At 36.5% G+C, this 18,330-nt stretch carries 12 protein-coding genes, 1 tRNA gene and 1 pseudogene; 9 read left to right on the top strand and 5 right to left on the bottom strand.

Features of this window, described 5'->3' with window-relative positions:
* Positions 1-2: 2 nt before the first annotated feature.
* From HXT40_RS03965 to HXT40_RS03925, 9 genes and pseudogenes are all read left to right on the top strand, one after another.
* Positions 3-2,708: a DUF4135 domain-containing protein gene (locus tag HXT40_RS03965; RefSeq protein ID WP_103013981.1), complete on the top strand. Its 2,706-nt coding sequence runs from the start codon at positions 3-5 to the stop codon at positions 2,706-2,708.
* Positions 2,695-4,785 carry a cysteine peptidase family C39 domain-containing protein gene (locus HXT40_RS03960; protein ID WP_004111355.1) on the top strand — a complete coding sequence of 697 codons (2,091 nt, stop codon included), beginning with the start codon at positions 2,695-2,697 and terminating at the stop codon, positions 4,783-4,785. Before HXT40_RS03965 ends, HXT40_RS03960 begins: the two co-directional genes overlap by 14 nt.
* Positions 4,778-5,719: an ABC transporter ATP-binding protein gene (locus HXT40_RS03955; protein WP_004111357.1), complete on the top strand. Its 942-nt coding sequence runs from the start codon at positions 4,778-4,780 to the stop codon at positions 5,717-5,719. The genes HXT40_RS03960 and HXT40_RS03955 overlap by 8 nt, the downstream gene beginning before the upstream one ends.
* Positions 5,716-6,468 (top strand): ABC transporter permease, encoded by a 753-nt coding sequence (locus HXT40_RS03950; protein ID WP_004111358.1) that lies wholly within the window; start codon positions 5,716-5,718, stop codon positions 6,466-6,468. The genes HXT40_RS03955 and HXT40_RS03950 overlap by 4 nt, the downstream gene beginning before the upstream one ends.
* Positions 6,465-7,205, top strand: a complete 741-nt coding sequence (locus HXT40_RS03945; RefSeq protein WP_004111359.1) for a hypothetical protein — start codon at positions 6,465-6,467, stop codon at positions 7,203-7,205. Before HXT40_RS03950 ends, HXT40_RS03945 begins: the two co-directional genes overlap by 4 nt.
* Complete coding sequence (locus HXT40_RS03940) at positions 7,148-8,431, top strand: sensor histidine kinase (RefSeq protein WP_146012655.1); 1,284 nt, start codon at positions 7,148-7,150, stop codon at positions 8,429-8,431. Before HXT40_RS03945 ends, HXT40_RS03940 begins: the two co-directional genes overlap by 58 nt.
* Complete coding sequence (locus HXT40_RS03935; RefSeq protein ID WP_004111361.1) at positions 8,424-9,107, top strand: response regulator; 684 nt, start codon at positions 8,424-8,426, stop codon at positions 9,105-9,107. The genes HXT40_RS03940 and HXT40_RS03935 overlap by 8 nt, the downstream gene beginning before the upstream one ends.
* A gap of 709 nt (positions 9,108-9,816) precedes the next feature.
* Positions 9,817-11,205, top strand: a complete 1,389-nt coding sequence (locus tag HXT40_RS03930; RefSeq protein ID WP_116440596.1) for a PTS ascorbate transporter subunit IIC — start codon at positions 9,817-9,819, stop codon at positions 11,203-11,205.
* A 215-nt stretch (positions 11,206-11,420) separates the two neighbouring features.
* Positions 11,421-12,154: pseudogene (locus HXT40_RS03925) on the top strand (GntR family transcriptional regulator).
* A 94-nt stretch (positions 12,155-12,248) separates the two neighbouring features.
* Here HXT40_RS03925 and HXT40_RS03920 read toward each other — a convergent pair.
* The 5 genes from HXT40_RS03920 to HXT40_RS03900 form a co-directional block, all read right to left on the bottom strand.
* A tRNA-Leu gene (locus HXT40_RS03920) sits at positions 12,249-12,336 on the bottom strand.
* A gap of 114 nt (positions 12,337-12,450) precedes the next feature.
* Positions 12,451-14,397, bottom strand: a complete 1,947-nt coding sequence (locus tag HXT40_RS03915; protein WP_116440597.1) for an FAD-binding protein — start codon at positions 14,395-14,397, stop codon at positions 12,451-12,453.
* A 40-nt stretch (positions 14,398-14,437) separates the two neighbouring features.
* Positions 14,438-15,982, bottom strand: a complete 1,545-nt coding sequence (gene dprA, locus HXT40_RS03910) for a DNA-processing protein DprA (protein WP_410310461.1) — start codon at positions 15,980-15,982, stop codon at positions 14,438-14,440.
* Complete coding sequence (locus HXT40_RS03905) at positions 15,979-17,622, bottom strand: YifB family Mg chelatase-like AAA ATPase (protein ID WP_004111366.1); 1,644 nt, start codon at positions 17,620-17,622, stop codon at positions 15,979-15,981. Before HXT40_RS03905 ends, dprA begins: the two co-directional genes overlap by 4 nt.
* Positions 17,622-18,170: a YraN family protein gene (locus HXT40_RS03900; RefSeq protein ID WP_033888751.1), complete on the bottom strand. Its 549-nt coding sequence runs from the start codon at positions 18,168-18,170 to the stop codon at positions 17,622-17,624. Before HXT40_RS03900 ends, HXT40_RS03905 begins: the two co-directional genes overlap by 1 nt.
* Positions 18,171-18,330: the final 160 nt, after the last annotated feature.

Genomic DNA, 18,330 nt, shown 5'->3' with positions numbered 1-18,330 from the left:
AAATGGTTACTGATGAAACCAATGAGCTATATCAGTTTAATGGTGTATTCGAAAAAGTTAGAAGTGCTGATATTCGTCTTATAGATACTTCTAATCTGGAGCTGGAGCATGTGCTTGGGCCAACGATAGTACTGTTCCTAGCGAACTATAAAGCCAAGAATGGGAAACCGTCTTTTGCTGATTTCATCAGTCGTTTAGAGCATGATGATACTTTCTTTTCAGAATTCATGCATTTAGCAAGGCATAGGCTAGAAAATGTAGCAAAACTAGAATTAAAAAAGAAAGAATATAAAAAATGGGTTACAGGTTGTTTGCATAGTGATGTTCATCAGATAAACAAGGTTTTCAATTATTCTTTCAATAAGAATAATAAAATATTAACTAAAGTTTGCGGTGATTTACATGAAACACCTCCTTCTTTCCTAGTAGAATCAAAAGACTTTAAGTTGTATTTGAAGCGTGGCTCAAATGGTAATTTACAAGTATTGGAAGTTCTATGGAGCTTAATATCTGAAGATGAGAAAATATTGGATTTGGTTTGGCCAAAAAGTTTAAATTTGGGGGATCATTCTTGGTATGAATCTATTGATCGCAAACCATTATCATCAAAAGAACAGGCTTCAAGATACTACCGGAGATTTGGACAAATTATGTGTTTGGCTTATGCGTTGCGTATGAGCGATTTGCATTATGAAAATATTATTGCTCATGGAGAATATCCTGTAATTATTGATTATGAGACACTAGGTGCGTTAAATATAAATGAAAGTTATCGCAAGAATGATGTTAGTTTTAATTATAAACTATTGAAGCGGATAAATAACAGTGTTCTTATGACAGGAATGCTTCCACTAGCTGCAAATCAATCTGAGCGTGATGATGTTGGTGCTATATCTTCAAAGAGAATACTTAGATCTGTTAAGGAACTGGTTGATATAGGAACTTTAGATATGAGGTTTGAGAGAAAAGATAGAATAGTCTCTACTAACACTGCCTCTCCCTTCTTAAGTAAATATGATGGTGAAGAAAATTTGGCATGGGAAGATTATTACGATGATATATTAGATGGTTTTCATTATACGTATACAGCTATTCTTAAAGTGCGTAAGGAGTTGATTGCTAAGTTAGAAAGTGTTGCTACATCTATCGAAAGTAGAATTTTATTACGTAATACCCGAGAATATGCTGCTGTTATAGAGGCGTTGAAATCATATCGTTTTCAAGAACGTAAGGAATATATTTGGAAGATTTTTTGCGAAAAGAAGTATGGTATTTTATCTTCAAATTTAGTTGACTACGAGCGTTCGGTTCTAGAAGTTGGACTTATTCCGTCCTTTTACTGTAGAGCAAATTCAAAAGATCTTTATGGTGGGAATAAACAGCTACTATGTGAGCTTTCTTTGACTCCCATTACTTTAATGAAACAACAACTTGAAAGGCTGAATACAAAAGATCTTAAATTTCAAGTTGATGTGATTGAGTTTTCTCTTAAAGGTGTAGCTACAGTGCAAAACACGCAATGGTTAACCTATTGTGAGACTTGCAAAAAAAATAGTTTAATTGCGCTAAAGTCACAAACACAGATAGCTTCCGATTTATCTTTTAGTATTGAAGAATTCTTTACAAAGTATGCTGTAATTGATAAACATAATTCGAAGAATAGATATTGGTTTGGAGCCAATGTTGATGATCGGGACAATCTAGTTATTGATGTTGTTTCCAGTAATTTATATTCTGGAAGAGACGGTATTGAGACTGTTCTTAAAAATAGTCTTCCCGATGATAAGAATGGTCAATTTACATCTAGTTCAGTTTATTTGAGTTATATGTCTCGTTTGATTGTTGGTGAAGATCGTAATCGATTTTTATCGTGCAATATTAATGAAATCTTGAATTGTGTTCGAAAAGATAGTGTTCATGATGTTCTTGGAGGGAACGCGGGTTTTATTTTTTCTTTGGCTGATATGAACACTGATTATACGCATGTTCTTATTCAAGAAGCTGCATACAGTTTAAAGAAAAAAATGATCTGTGAAGAAGGGATTTTGCGATGGCCTATCGGAAATGAAGTAAGAAAAGCTAATGCCAGCTTTGCGCATGGTAATGCTGGCATAGGATTGTCGCTTCTTAAGGCTGGAATAGTTCTCCATAACGAAGAATACGTCGATCTTGGATTAAAAGCTATAAAGACAGATGATTCATTTATAAATGCAAGTGGTTTATGGGTGGATACGCGTCATATTCCATCAATTCCAACTGCTAACTGGTGTAATGGAACAACTGGTATGGTTCTTAGCCGATATTTATTATTGGAATTGGATAAAACAGTAGGATTTCTAGATTATTTTGAACGTCAAAAAGCTCGTGAAGAAATTCATTTAGGGATTCAACATATTCTTTCTAGCTTTTATTCATTAACAAGTTTTTCTATGTGCCATGGCATTTCAGGTAACCTTAAGTTGCTAATATTTCTTGATAAGCAAGGTCTTTTATCTGTAAATCAAAGTGTTGAATTGAGTCGTCAGATTAAACTATTCCTACGTTATATTGTTGATTTTGGATGTGGGTTCGGTAATAATCGTTTTCAATCTTTAGGACTTATGACAGGACTAGCAGGGATTAAATTGTTCCTCGATGAACTCTCTAATGACAAAGCAACTTTGTTTCCTCTTATTCCAGTAAGGAGTGATGCAAATGAAAATGATTAAACAACAGTCAGAAAAAGATTGTTTACTCGCATGTTTTGCCATGGTTTTGTCTGTTTATGGGATTAGCAGAGATCCATATTCGATTAATCCTGAACACTACCTATTTGAGTCTGATGGATTACGAGCATCTAGTTTGCGATCTTTATGTGAAAAATATGGCCTACTGTTAAAAGCATATCGTATTAATTCTTTAGAGTTGTTGGAATATGCCAAGCAAAGTGATTCAATCTTGATTTTACATTTGATCAACAATCATTATGTTGTGCTATCAAAAGTAAAAAAAGAGTTTTTAGTTATAAACGATCCAGCATACGGTATAAGACGTATTCGTATTGATGAACTTAGTAGAATTTTTTCAGGAACAGTGTTGTCGATTTCTAAAGATTCTTCATCAAAAGTGAAAATCGATAAAAAAGATCCTGTGAAAAAAACTAATGTTTTTTCTTTATTTTCAAAAACTGGTTTTTTGTGGATGCTGCTTTCTTTTATTTGTATTCAAGGTGTTTCATTATTATACGCTGCGTTATTGCGTTGTATAGTTGAGAAAAACAATAGTTTTAACTATTTGTTTATAGCAGTAGGGTGTATAGGGCTAATTACTGTATTGAATTATTTTGTGCAGGTAAAAGCATTAGAAAAAGGGGCTAGAGATTTTGATAGGGCTTATTCAAATCGTCTAATCAAATCAATGACACAACAGCCATTATCTTATTTCGAACGTTCCAGCATAGGTGCTTTAATCGAGAAGTTAGCTTTACGCACTACGGTGCGTGATACGCTACAAAAGGCAATCATTCCTCAACTGTTTTCAGCTATATCTTCTACTGTCCTTCTTGGATTCATAGCCTATTTTACCCCTATTATTTCAGTCGTTCTACTTTTAGGGTTAGCTTTTTTTGCAACCATTAACTATTTCATTGTTAATAGACAAAAAGAATTGACGTTTGATTTTATTCAATCTCAGCAAAACTTATCAACTAGAATTCAACATGATATTGAAGATATTGCTGTTCTTATTTCTACTCGTAAAACCAATTATATTGCAGATAAATGGATTCAATTAAATGATTCACTAACGTCTAGTTATCTATCGCTAACAAAACTAGTTACGTTAGCTCAGTCGTTCTCTTCTTTTTTCACATATGCTTCAAATATTTTTCTGGCCGTTTATCTAGCATTTTGTTTCAAAATGGGCAGTGTTAACCTGGGTGAAATGCTAATGATACAATCATGTGCAGCACTATCTGTATCAGGATTAAAAGATGTGCTTAACTCGTTTACTGGATATGTAACTGTACGACAAAATCTAGATAGGAATAATGACCTTACTGCTACGCAACCTAAACAATTATTTGTCGAAGATTCTTCTAGCTCTGAATTAGTTGCTACAAATTTGAGTGTAACTTTACCAGGAAATAAACATTTAGATTATGGGACTATTCATTTCACTCCTGGAGAGAAGGTATTTCTAATAGGCAGATCTGGTATTGGAAAAACAACCTTTATTAAGACTCTGCTTGGTTTAATACCTCATCAAGGTCTGTTGTATCAGCCGAGTAGTTTTAACGATAAAGTTGGAGTTTCGTTAGCTGATACACCTTTAGGCGGATCCACCATCCGAGAATTTCTTGTGGGTGAATATGATAAAAAAGATGCTAACTTACTTTGGTCGGCACTGGAAATAGTTTCTTTAGATCAACGTATAAAAGAATTTCCTTTAAAATTGGATTCCTTATTGTTGGAAAATGCTTCTAATTTGTCAAGTGGAGAAAAAAAGAGATTAGCTATTGCTCGCGCTCTTGTTTCGGCTCAAAACGGATGGGTTTTTTTGGATGAGCCTTATATTGGGTTAAATCAAGAACTTATAAAAACTATTCATTCGAATCTTAAAAACAACAAACAATTATCAATTATGTTAGTTACGCACAACTTGCGAATGTTGAAACCGCAAGACAAAGTTATATTTTTCAGTGATATTGCATCACCAGAAATTGGTACACATTCGCAGCTATTGAATAGTAGCGAAATGTATCGAAATTATTACAAATCACAAATGAATGGAGATATTAATGTCTAAGTACGCAATTGAAACTTGTAGACTATCAAAAGTCTATGGTGATCAGGCTGTAGTGCGGGATTTGTCTATTCATGTTCCACGTGGAAGCATCTATGGTTTTCTTGGACCAAATGGTGCTGGCAAATCAACAACTATGAAGATGTTGCTTGGTCTTGTTAAACCTTCAAGTGGTCAGATTGTAGAGTTTCGGAATTCTGCAAGTAATGGTAGCTCTAAGAAAGTGTTGCCGGGGTTATTGGTAGGATCGTTGATAGAAGGTCCGGCATTTTATCCTAATTTAAGTGCCTTAGAGAACGTTGATTTGGTTTGCGATTATCTTGGCATTGTTCGTGCTCAAGGTCGAGAAGCACTCGACATGGTTGGGCTTTCAGGTATAACTGGTAAAAAACCAGTGAAAGCGTTTTCTTTAGGAATGAAGCAGCGTCTAGGTATAGCGCTAGCTTTGGCAGCGAATCCACCTGTGTTGATTTTAGATGAGCCAACAAATGGTTTAGATCCTGCTGGTGTAGTAGAAATGCGTCAGCTAATTGTTAATTGGGCGCATAACCGTGGTACGACGGTGATGATTTCATCTCATATACTTTCTGAAATTGAACAGATGGCTGATTATGTGGGGATTATCTCAGCAGGAACTTTACGCTTTGAGGGGCGTATGCAGGATATTTGTTCTGCAGGGTACTTGCAACTACAAGTTTCTGATATGCAATCTGCAGTAGTTCTATTATCTAATTGTGGTATTGATTATAAAGTGGAAGAGGCTAGTAGATCCCTAATATTGCCAATTATATCTAATGAAGTAGTAGCAAATTTGGTTGCACATCTTGTGAATCAAAATGTGAAAGTATATAGGGTACAAATGGTTCGTCAATCTTTGGAAGAAGCATTCTTAGAACTAACAGATCCAATTTACACATCAAAGGTGGTCGCAAAATGAAGCAGTTTATTTTAACGCTAAAAAGTTTGCGTCATCGACAGATTTTGCTGATTACATTATTATTCATTGCTGTTGTTGGCTTATGGTTGGGTGCAGCGCTTGCTAAACGTGCTCGTGGCCCCAAAGAGATTCACCTTTATTTGCTAGCATTGAATGAGGTGATGATGTTAGCTATCTACGTGTTACCGATTATTGCTGCAATTGTCGCCTCTAGGGTGGTAACCACATCGCGTGATGGTGGTATGGATACTAAACTGCGTTCTATGGGAATTTCTGCTAGTCGCCAGTTTGGTGCAAATCTTGTTGTAACTATAATGATTACTACGCTAGTTGCTGTTTTCATTTTGGCATTAGCGCTCGTATCATCGTTAATATATGGATTTAATAGACCAAACAACATTACAATAATATCATTATCTGCTTTACTTGCACTGGTAGGAGATGCGATTGCTGTAAGTGCTATACATACATGGGCTGCTACACAATTTTCACAACAAGGTGTGACTCTTGGAATGGCTGTGGTTGCTGCTATAGGTACATCTGCACTTCCATTTGCTGGTTTAAATTATTTATCTTGGATTTTGCCTTGGGGTATTGTTAGTGCTGCGAATCCGGTACTTGGTTCAACTGGTGGCGTGGTTACTATTAGCTCCGAAGCACTACTGTTTGGCGTAGTAGCAGTGATTGTTGGGATTTTCTGGTCTAGTGTGTGCATGTTTTTGATTAAAATTAGAAAGGTGGAACAATGATAAAAAAAACATTTGCTTGGGAATGTAGGAAAAATAACATTACTTGGTATTGGATTGCTTTATTGTGTACGTCTTTTCTTGGATTGCTTATGGGAATTAGTCAATATGAGTCATATGAAGCAGAGTTCAAGGCTCAAGGAGTTACCTATTTAGCAGTATGGGGTCAGTCTGCGTTGTTGCCAACGACATTATTCTTTCCTATATTGCTTGGTGCACTGCAAGCGCAGAAAATGTCTAATGAGCATAATGGCCGTAATATTGCTCGTTTAAAGGCTATTGGAGTTGTTAATAAGTATATTACAACATTGACGCTTCATTCCTTTGTTATTTCTATGTTTTCTGTATTGCTGTTTGGCACTTTACAACTTGTTGCTGGCATATTTCTTCATTTTCATATTTCTGATGTATTTTCTCTAGTTCCTCGTTTATTTGCGATTGCATTAGCGATGACAGCTTGGCAACTGATTGTAGTGGGTATTGGGGTTCGCCTTTCAGGATTTTCTTCAATTGTTACAGTTGTGTTGGTTTCATCACTCATAGGATTTGGAATGGCTATTGTTGCACCCGCATTATCTGTTGTTTATCCACCGGCTCTTCTTGCGTATGCAAGTGCTGTACGTTGTATAGGTGATTTTTATGCGGTAGGTTCGATTGTTATCTCTGTTATGATGAATCTAATGTGGATAATTTTGGGAATGATATTCATAAAGGTTCAATTCAAACGAGCAAGGCTATGAGCACTTATATGCGTGAGAAAGCTTTATTTCATCACGATTATAACGCTAGACGAATATCCTCAAGTAGTTACCGGCTTGGGTTCTTTGACCAAATATATGCAGCTTGGATAAATAACTCTGAGCCGGTATGGATTATTGGAATACTTTCGACTATCTATCAAATAATAATTGGATTACGTAGTGATGCTGATCCGATTATAGTGTGGATGACGGTTGTGCTAACTTCTATTGCAGTATTTGGTAGGCGCCGATATTGGCATATTTCTGTTGCTTTATCTCTTATGGCCGCTAGTATATCTGCCTATTGTGGAGATGTAAATATTGGATTGCTTACCATGTATATTCTGGCTTCTTCAGGTATATGTTTGCTTGATATGCGAAAAATGTTAATAGGTATATTAGCCTTAGGTGCTGGAGTTGTCTTATCAACTCTTTATGGATATGTAGTCTTCGGCAGGAAATTAATTATTCCTGCCATTTCTGTTTTTGTATTTACATCTCTAACTGCTGCTCTAATACGAATGAGAGCAAATCAGGTCAGAGAGAAACAACAAGAACAAGCCATATTATCTGAACTACATGAGAGTGAATCCCAAGCACGAGTTAATGAGAAAGCTACGAGAATGGCAACTGTGCTACACGATTCTGTTGGACATTGTCTTACCGCAATTATTAGCCTAACTGAGGGTCTGCAAGTAGATGATGATTTAGATGTGAAACAGCATGAAATAGTGAAACTTATCAACGAATATGCTAGAAGTGGCTTACGGCAAACGAGAACTCTAGTTAACTCGATATCTGGTGGAGAACAAGATAGTAATAAGGAACATTCTATTACCGATATTGAAGAACTGGTTGCAGGAATCAATAAACTTGGAATACGTGCACAGCTAGAAATAACACCAGTAGTTCCAGAAGTGGGGGTTCAAATTCAATGGGCATACAGGATTATTCGCGAATCTATAACGAATACTTTGAAACATGCTACACATGCTACAGAAATTAGTGTTCAAATCACCATAACGTTGAAAGGAGAACTCGAAGTTGTTGTAATTGATAATGGCAAACAGATGGGTATTCATGAACAGACTCCGTCTACTGGTTATGGTCTTGCTCATATCGCTGCTGATTTAGTCAGTATTGGAGGCTCTATTACTGCAGGGGTCTATGCTAGAGGTGGCTGGAGAGTGCATGCAATTATACCAAAGGAAAATATCTATGATTGATCGCAAAAAAATCCGAGTTATTATTGTCGATGATCAGAAAGCTATCCGTTATGGATTTTCAATGATAATTAACAAATCTGCTACATGTACTGTCATAGGATCTTGTGAAAACGGGCTAGTTGCATTAGATATGCTTGAAAGGTTATCTGCATCGGGTGAGCAGTTGCCGGAAATAATAATTATGGATATTAGGATGCCTGTTATGAATGGGATCATTGCGACAAAACATATTAAAACTAAATACAGAAATATTAAGATTCTTGCACTTACTACTTATGATTATGACGACTATGCATTTAAAATGCTAAGTTCTGGAGCTTCCGGTTTCCTACTAAAGGATGTGCGCGGACCGCAACTTATATCTGCTATTGAAGCTATTAATGCAGGAGATGCTGTGCTAACTCCAAGAATAACAGGAAAGATATTAGCTCGTCATGTTTCTCAAATCAGTGCAAGTCAAGATGTGCAAATAGCTAGAGCTAAATTTGATGCTCTAACAGAACATGAAATTGAAATAGTAAGCCTTGTGTCATGTGGTCTCAATAATGCAGAAATTGCTGAGAAGCTTTTTATTGAACCTGATTCAGCCAAAAAAGCTGTCTCTCGTATTCTTGCAAAACTGGGGATGCGTGATCGCGTGCAACTAGCTATAGAATGGATAAAAACTTCTAATTGAGTAAAAATAAAAGTCATACTCTAATTAGACATATGTAAGACAATTCACATTTACGAAATAAATCGAAAAATTTAATAGTTTTGCACTCAAAAACGATAAAAACAATTATGTGGTATGAACTGTGCTAAAAATTAAAAATATTTTACTCAGCAGTTTTATATGTATTGTATATTTGAAAAAGTGGGAGTGACAGTTTTTGATGAGAATTATTGACCGAAATATAAACATATGTTTATACAGTAAAACATATGTTTATTTTCATTAAAAACTGTAATAATTACTGATTTTATAAAGCACTTCGTGAAAATGGAGTGCTTTTTTCTGTATATTGGTGTGTCGAATTTTCTAAAAACAGGTAAAAATTTCGAATTTTATTGATATTTAATAAATATTTTAGTTATAAATAGTGTTATTTTAATTGTTTATAATGTTTAAACGATATAATGAATTTGACATGAAACAACAGTATGAGCTGTAACAGTAGTTGTTGGCTGGGTATAAAAACTACTGCTCGTAGTAGCTCTTACTACTTTGCTTCATTGCGGAACCGTGAATTTTGTATGTGTAGTTTTACTGTGCTACGAAACTAATCGTGTATTTCGAATAGTTTCGCCTACGGTATCGTTTGCGAAGTTTGTAAGATATTTTTGCCGCCAATAATTGCGTAAGCCGCTCAAACTATATCGATTAATATGGTAAGGAGAGTTACGTGGACGGAATTCTGTCAGTACTGCTCGATATTTTCAGACAGCCATCTGTTATAGTTGCGCTTATTTCTTTTATTGGGCTTGCAGTGCAAAGAAAGAAATTCTCGGATATTTTGCAAGGATCAATCCGTACTCTTGTTGGTTTTCTTGTTTTAGCAGCTGGTTCTGGAGTTATTACTGAAGCGTTGAACCCCTTTGGCAAAATGTTTCAATACGCATTTCATGTGCAAGGCGTAGTGCCGAATAATGAAGCAATTATTGGAACTGTTTTATTGAAGTATGGCTCTGAATCTGCGCTTATTTTCTTCTTTGGAATGATTGTTAATATTATTCTTTCTATTACTTCTCGTTTTAAATTTATCTATTTAACGGGTCACGTAGCTTTCTATATGGCAAGTATGCTTGCAGTTATATTTAATGTTGCAGGATTTAGCATGTGGGAAGTTCTTTTATGGGGTTCAATTGCTCAAGGATTGTTTACGACAATTTCTCCAGCACTGGTGCAGCCGTTTATGAAGAAAGCTTCAGGCAAAGATGATGTTGCTTTAGGACATCCTGCTGGTACTGGTGTTGCTTTAGGTGCGTTAATTGCAAAGCTTACTGCTTCAAAAAAGCGTCCTTCTAAGTCAACTGAGGATATTAAATTCCCAGCAGCATTGGGATTCTTGCGTGATACAACAGTTCTTATCACGCTTTCTATGGCTGTTATTTATATAGTAGTGGCACTTTTTGCTGGATCTTCGTATGTCGAAACACATTTATCTAATGGTCAAAACTTCATTGTTTTCGTTATGTTGAAGGCTGCAACTTTTGCTGCAGGTGTTTATATTATTCTTGCAGGCGTGCAGATTGTTCTTGACGAAATTGTTCCAGCTTTTAAGGGAATATCGGAAAAGCTTGTTAAAAATGCGCGTCCTGCTTTAGATGCACCAATGACTTTTGGCTTTGCTCCTAATGCTGTTCTTATTGGTTTCTTAGCTAGTTTCTTTGGCGGTTTGCTTGGAATGACGCTTATGGCGATTTTGGGAACGACAATTATTATTCCTGGAATTGTTGCGCATTTCATGGCTGGTGGTGCTGCAGGAGTATTCGGTAATGGTCAAGGTGGAATACGTGGTTGCTTGACTGCATCATTTATTAATGGTCTTTTTATTACTTTCCTTCCGTTGTTCCTTTTGCCAGTGCTTGGCGATTTGGGAAGCGCAAATTCTACATATTCTGATGCGGATTATGGTGTATTTGGTGTAATACTTGGTCACGCAAATATTGTCGGTGGTCGTACTGTTTTAATTTCTGTAATACTTATTGCACTAATATTGTTCTATTCTGTTTCGATATTGATGAATAAACGCGATTCTAATAATTTTGAAAAGGTTGAAGAAATAAAATAAGTAAAGAAAATAAAAATACAATTAAATAATTGTATATACATATAAAAATTAAAAATTTTTTTACTCATTTTCTTATTTATTTGTACATTTTATTGTATGACTGGTAGGATAACAGAGTTATTAGTTTTGCATGAGCCGTTGTTACTATGCTGTGTTTTACACAAACTAGTATCAACGGCTTTTTCATATTAGCGTTTAGCTAGGGGAGAGTGATAATGGTCGAAGGTGTGCCTAAATACATTGCTGTGCGAGATAATCTACGCGCTCGCATTGTGATTCTATGGAAGCGAACGAACAATTACCTCCTGAAATTGAATTGTGCAAACAATACAATGTGAGCCGTATTACTTTGAGGCATGCAGTCGATAACCTTATTACTGAAGGATTACTTGTTCGTGAGCAGGGTAGAGGAACATTTCGAGCTTCTTCAATTATTCCTAGTTATAGTCAAGAAGTAATTTCTGATCGTGCGCAAGGATTTTACGAGCAGACTTATTCTAATGATGCAAAAATTAGAATAAAAGTTATTGAAAACGATGTTATTCATGATGAAGATGCTGCTGCTCGTTTAGGCCTTGATCCAGTAGATGAATTGATATGTTTGAAACGCTTGCGTTAAGTTGACGATGTTTTATCGCGTTATAGTGTGCTCTATTTGCCTGCTTCTCGTTTTCCTAAAATTTTGACGCATGATTTTTCAGATGAGTCGTTATCTGATTTTTTGCTTAAAGCGTACGCTGTTCAACTTGTAGAAAATGAAGTGTCTGTGCATATAGAAAATCTATGTGACAGGCTTGCAGCAGTACTTAACCTTGAAGTTGGAACTCCTGCAATTACAGCTTATTCTACTGTAAAAGATAAGTTTGGTACGATTATTGCTTTTGGTGCATCTGTTTATGCGCCAAATTCTGGTGAGATTCGTTTCCACCTGCATTCAAATGCTGCTTAATTAAACTTTAGGGCTAACTAAGAATGTCTTAGCTAGCCCATTTTTGTGTTAAAAAACAATAAAACCTTGCTGGTTTTCCAGCAAGGTTTTTTCGTGTCCGGAGCGGGAGTTGAACCCGCACGCCTGTAACAAATAGGCACTAGCACCTCAAGCTAGCGCGTCTACCATTCCGCCACCCGGACAGGTGTTTTAGACAACAGATAAGACTATAACATCTTTTTTTCTTCTTCGCTTCGGCGTGTTGAAAAAATTACGAATTTTCAAAATATTTATATATGAAAATAGTAATAATAGTTTTAAATTATGCTATTTTCAGTATAAAAATCTCCTTTACTATCTTGTTTAAAATCAATAATATTCACTGACTTTTTTGCCAAGTTTCCATCAAAGTCAATGAACGAGTGTTGTGGCAATGAAGAAATATCATGTTTTGGATAGTCTCTTCTAAAGAAAGCACCTCTAGATTCATGTCTAGCAAGTGAAGATTGCAATGCTGCTTTTGCAAGTAGTGACATGTTCTTTATTTCCCATATTGCAGTAATTTCTTGGTTAAAAACTAAATTATTGCTATGGATGTGTAATGATTGAATTTTAGGATCTATAAATTCTTGTATGTCATTGAGTGCTTTTTTAATTGATTGTTCGTCACATGATATTGCAACAGCGTTTTCCATGATTTTTCCTAAATCTGCAAATAATTTATAAGGATTATCTTCTTCTATTTGTGAAGACTCGTCGTTATAGCTGTTGTTTGTAAAATCTGTAGCTTGCTTCGCACTTGTTTCCATAAGCTGATTAAGTTCATTATTTCTTTGTTTATATAAGACTTGTAGTGCAGTATTATTTGAGAAAGTTTTATTGGTTTCGTTGGTTTCGTTGGTTTTGTTACTGTTAGTTTCGTCATCCTTGTTTAAGTTTTTCAATTCTTTTGCTATTGTTGCTCCCGCGCGATTTCCAAAAAGGCATGCGTCAAGCAAGGAGTTTCCTCCTAATCGATTAGCTCCGTGCACTCCTACGCATGAGCATTCTCCGGCAGCGTATAAACCATAAACAATAGTTTGGTTGTTATTTTGCCATCTATATACTTTTCCATCCAAAGTTATCGGTATTCCGCCCATTGTGTAGTGAGCTGTAGGACGAATTGGGACTAAATCGCAAGTTGGGTCAAGATGAGCATATTTTTCAATAGTTTCTGTGACTTGTGGCAAGTATTCTAACATATTTTCTCGGCTGATATGTGTCATATCTAGCCAAACGCAATCGTTATGTGAATTGCTTTGTTGCGTAGTTGTTGAATCGTTTACACCTCTGCCTTCGCGAATTTCTTGGGCAATTGCACGAGAAACAACATCTCTTGGAGCTAAATCTGCATGTGCTTCATCGTATTTTTTCATAAAAGCTTCGCCATTTGAGTTCCTAAGCACGCCGCCTTCAGCTCTTGCTGCTTCTGAAAGCAGAATACCAGTATGAGCTAGTCCAGTAGGGTGGAATTGAATGAACTCGCAGTCTTCAAGTTGTAATCCTGCTTTTAAAGCTAAAGCCATGCCATCGCCTGTTAAATCCCACGAATTAGATGTTGTTGCAAATAATCTTCCCGATCCGCCTGTAGCTAAAAGTAGGAATCTAGACTTTATTGCTCGCAAGTCTCCTGCAGATAAATCAAATGCAACAATTCCTTCAACGCTCATAGTTTGATCGTTTATAGCAACATCTGTTACGTAACAATCTTCAGCAAATACAATATTCTCGGAAACACATTGTTGCCATAAGCTATGTAAAATTTGGTGACCAATACGATCTGCAGCAAAAGCTGCACGTTCAATTGGATTCTTTCCAAAATCAGCAGTATGTCCACCAAAACGGCGTTGGTTAATATATCCATTTTGTGTTCGAGAAAATGCTACGCCATCATGTTCAAGCTGAATAACTGTTTTTGGTGCTTCTTTTGCAAGTAGCTTTGCTGCATCTTGATCGCTTAGCCAATCTCCGCCATGAACTGTGTCATAATAATGCCATTGCCATTTGTCGTGCTCTACATTCCCAAGGCTTGCTGCTATACCTCCTTCAGCAGAACCCGTGTGTGAACGCAATGCTGGCACTTTAGAAATCACTAAAATTGATGGTGTTTTTCCTTCTTTTTTCATGCATGCGTATTCTTCGGATTTAATTAATCCTAGTGCTGCAGATAATCCTGCAGCTCCAGCGCCAACAATAATAACATCGTAGTATTCGCTTGATTGCATACTTTTATTTTCTCACATATCTTGTATTGAGCGCGTTATTTTACGCTACTTTTTGCTGTGATAATGTTAAATTTTCTTTATTTTGTACAATAATTCCTTCCAATTCTAGCAATGCAATTTTTCCAGAAATTTCAGCAATAGATGGTATGTAATCTAATTGTTTTTCTTTGTAAGAAGTTTTTATTATTTCGTATATTCTGTCAACATTTGCAAGTTCGTGTTTGCGTTTGCACGTTGTAATTGCGTCGATAATTAGTTTTTGTGTATTGTCATAATTTTTATAGTCTATACTTAATTTTTCTGGTTTAGGTTGAGAATAAGCAAAGTAGTGATGAGATTGAGGAAACAGAATATCTATATCTTGAGTTGAACACAATATTATAGCTTGTGAATCGTGTATTAGCTTGTTGCATCCCGCATTATTAGGCTGATTGATATCTCCTGGTATAGCGTATAGTTCGCGATTTAAATCCGTTGCCCATGTTGCAGTATTTAGCGCTCCGGATTGTAATCTTGCTTGAGCAACTATAATTTTTGATGCTAGAGCTGCAATAATTCTATTTCGCAATAAAAATCTGTGGCCTACTGGTGTTGTATCTGGGCATAGTTCGCTAATACACACTCCGCCTTTTGCAATAATTTGTTCAAAAAGCTGATAATTGCATCTGGGGCCCATATGATTTAATCCTCCTGCAAATACAGCAATGGTTTTTCCTGTAGGCTTATTTTCATCTATATCTTGTGCATCTAATGCGCCCCAATGTGCTGCTGCATCAATTCCGTACGCTCCACCAGAAATAACAGTATGACCTTTCGAAGCGCAATCATAAGCAAATTGATATGCGAGTTCTCTTCCGTAGTCTGTGCAAGAGCGTGAACCAACAATAGCAAGTGGATTATGACATTGTGTTAATGTTTGTGGATTCCCTACGCCCCACAAGCATAAAGGTGGTGAGAAATGACTCTGAAAAGCCAAATCTTGTAATTGTTTCGGCCAATATTTGCTGTGTGGTGCAATAATCCATTGCTTTCCGCCACAAGTGAACCATTGACATAGTGATTCACTATTCCATGTCGGCAAATGCAATAATCGAACGCACCATGTTGAAATAGAATTGTGTAGCACTTCTAAAGATTTAGGCGCATTATTGTTGTGATAACCCCACGCTGTTAAGCCCTTCTTGAAATAATTTTCTAAGAGAGCAAGCTCTTTATGTTTTTTTATGAAACTTAACATTGTAGATACTAATTCTTGATTTTTGTTACGTTTTCTTGAGGTAAAAGTTTTAGAATTGGCATCGTTTTCTTGATCTGCTACTTCACTAATAATTGGAAGTTGCATTTGTTGAGCTGAGCATGCTGATTGTTGTTTCGTATAATTTTTCACAATTGTTTTTAATAGAGAAACAATTTTTTTAGCGCTTTTAGATCCCAATAGTAGTGTGTACATAATTGCATCCGCTCCTTCAAGGCAGAATGTAAGTATTGCACGAGATATTGTTTCTTCGTCTGGTGAAGAAAAATCGCTAGATGTACTAATGGTTTCTTTAGTGTTATCCGTGTTGTTTATGCTCTTAGTATTCATATTCGTGTCCTTAAACTGATAGCTTGTGCAATGTCTGTCATGTCTGGTGAAGTGTGTCCAGAAAGATCAGCAAGCGTCCACGCGAGTCGCAATGCTCTATCTGCTCCGCGCAAACTCAGTTGATGCTTTTCTAATGCACGGTTGATAAGTCCTACAGCTTGCTGTGAAGTGTATTTTCTAAGCCATGTTCCAGATGCTTGTGCGTTGCAATCCCAGCCTTGTTTTATAAAACGGTCGCGAGCAATTTTACGAGCTTCTATTACGTTATCTCGCATTGTTTTGCTATTCAGATACGTGTTTTTAACTGAGTTTTGTGCATTGTCGTGATGATGGTTTGAAATAATAATTCGTTCTACTGGAGGCACATCCATTTGAATATCGATACGGTCAAGAATTGGACCTGAAAGGCGTGAAAAATATCGTGCTCTTTCGCGCTCTTTGCAAGTGCATCGTTCTCCATTTCCGTATGCGTATCCGCAAGGACAAGGATTTGCAGCAACAACAAGCTGGAATTTAGCTGGATAAAGAGTTGTCCCTTTTGAACGAGAAATAGCAATATGCCCTGATTCCAATGGTTCTCTTAGGGTTTGCAATACTCTAGGAGAAAACTCTGGAGCCTCATCCATAAACAGCACTCCGCAATGTGCTCTAGTAATAATCCCAGGTTTTGCAACTCCTGTTCCTCCTCCAATAAGAGAAGCTGCTGAAGCAGTATGGTGAGGTGCTTCAAATGGTGGAATATTGCTAATTCCGTAGTAGGGAAGTGTGCCACAAAGTGAACGAATTGAAGCAACCTCAAGCTGTTCTTGTTCGTTAAGTGGACACATAATGCTTGGTATTCGTGAAGCTAGCATGGTTTTTCCAGATCCTGGAGGTCCAATCATCATCACGTGATGTCCTCCAGCTGCAGCAACTTGTAGAGCCCATTTTGTATGTTCTTGCCCTATTACTTCAGACATATCTCCAATTTCATGTTTTGGTTCAATTTGTAGTGGGGAAGTGCTTTCTTCGTGAATTGACGGATTATAATCTTCTTCTCCATTGTTATAATTTCCATTTCGTTCAAGAACTTGCATATGTTTATACGCAGGGTCTTCTTCAATAAGCTTTAATGATTCCTCGCTCAAACTGCCATGCAATTGCGTCACTAAATCTAAAATATGGTGTATTCCAATAGATTCAATTCCATCTACAAGTTGTGCTTCGGCAAGATTTTCTTGTGGAATAATCATTCGTTTAAAATGCATCTTTTTTGCGTAAAGTGCAATAGGAAGAATGCCTTGAATAGGTAATACTGTCCCGTCAAGATTTAGTTCTCCTAAAATAATTGTATTTTCTAATTCTGTAAGTGGAATATACTTTTCTGCGCTTAGTATGCTTGCTGCGATAGCTAAATCGTATGATGCTCCGCTTTTTGGCATTGAAGCAGGTGATAAGTTTACTGTTACCCTTCCTTCAGGCCATTTGCAATGCAACGCAAAATGAGCTGATTTAACGCGCTCTCTTGCTTCGCTTAATGAAGTGTCAGGTAAGCCGATAATAGAAAAGTTTGGCATATTTCCAGATATAAAAGCTTGCAGCTGAATAGTAAAAGCTTTAAGACCAATAAGTCCTATTGATGTTGCGTTTCCAATATGCATTAGAATGCTCCTTGAACATGCTTGAATTGGATTGATGAATTATCTTCAATTTCTTCCAAGGATTGCAATTCATATGCAGAATCTGGATAAGTGTATTTGTTAATAACGAGAATTGATACAGCATCAAATCGAATACGGTAATGAGGTATGTCGCTTCCGCATTCTTCCAGCCATTTCATACCAGTTGTACGTAATTTGCTACATTTTTCTTGAGTAATTGCTTCAAGTGGAGTGCCACAACGTACGCTTCTTCGAGTTTTTACTTCTACGAATACCAATTTTTGTTCTGGAGTAATCATTACCAAATCTAGCTCTCCATTGCGGCAATGCCAGTTTCTGTCAATAACGTGCCACCCTTTTTGCATAAGTCGCAAAGCGGCGTATGTTTCTCCCAGTTTTCCCAACTCTTTACTTTCAAGAGAATCATCTTGAAGCTCGTTGGACACTTGTTCAAGTTTTTCTTGCAAAAATACTTGAGCAGTTTCAGCGTTGTCAATCTCGTCAAGCGAGATAATTTCATCGTCAATAATGTGTTTTTGTGTAATCATGCTGCTATTTTCTGTGCTTATTGAGCAGTAATCCAGATTTTTTAAGCATTGTGGATAAAAGCTGTATACGGCGTGTTGTATTAGAAATTCAGTATATTTTCTGTATTTTTCTAAAACAAATTTCGCTATTTTTTGCAAACTGTTAATTCGTTATAGCTAA

It is taken from the genome of Gardnerella sp. DNF01180P (assembly GCF_049244205.1).
Taxonomy (GTDB): domain Bacteria; phylum Actinomycetota; class Actinomycetes; order Actinomycetales; family Bifidobacteriaceae; genus Bifidobacterium; species Bifidobacterium swidsinskii.
This window is presented reverse-complemented; position numbering and strand designations above follow the sequence as displayed.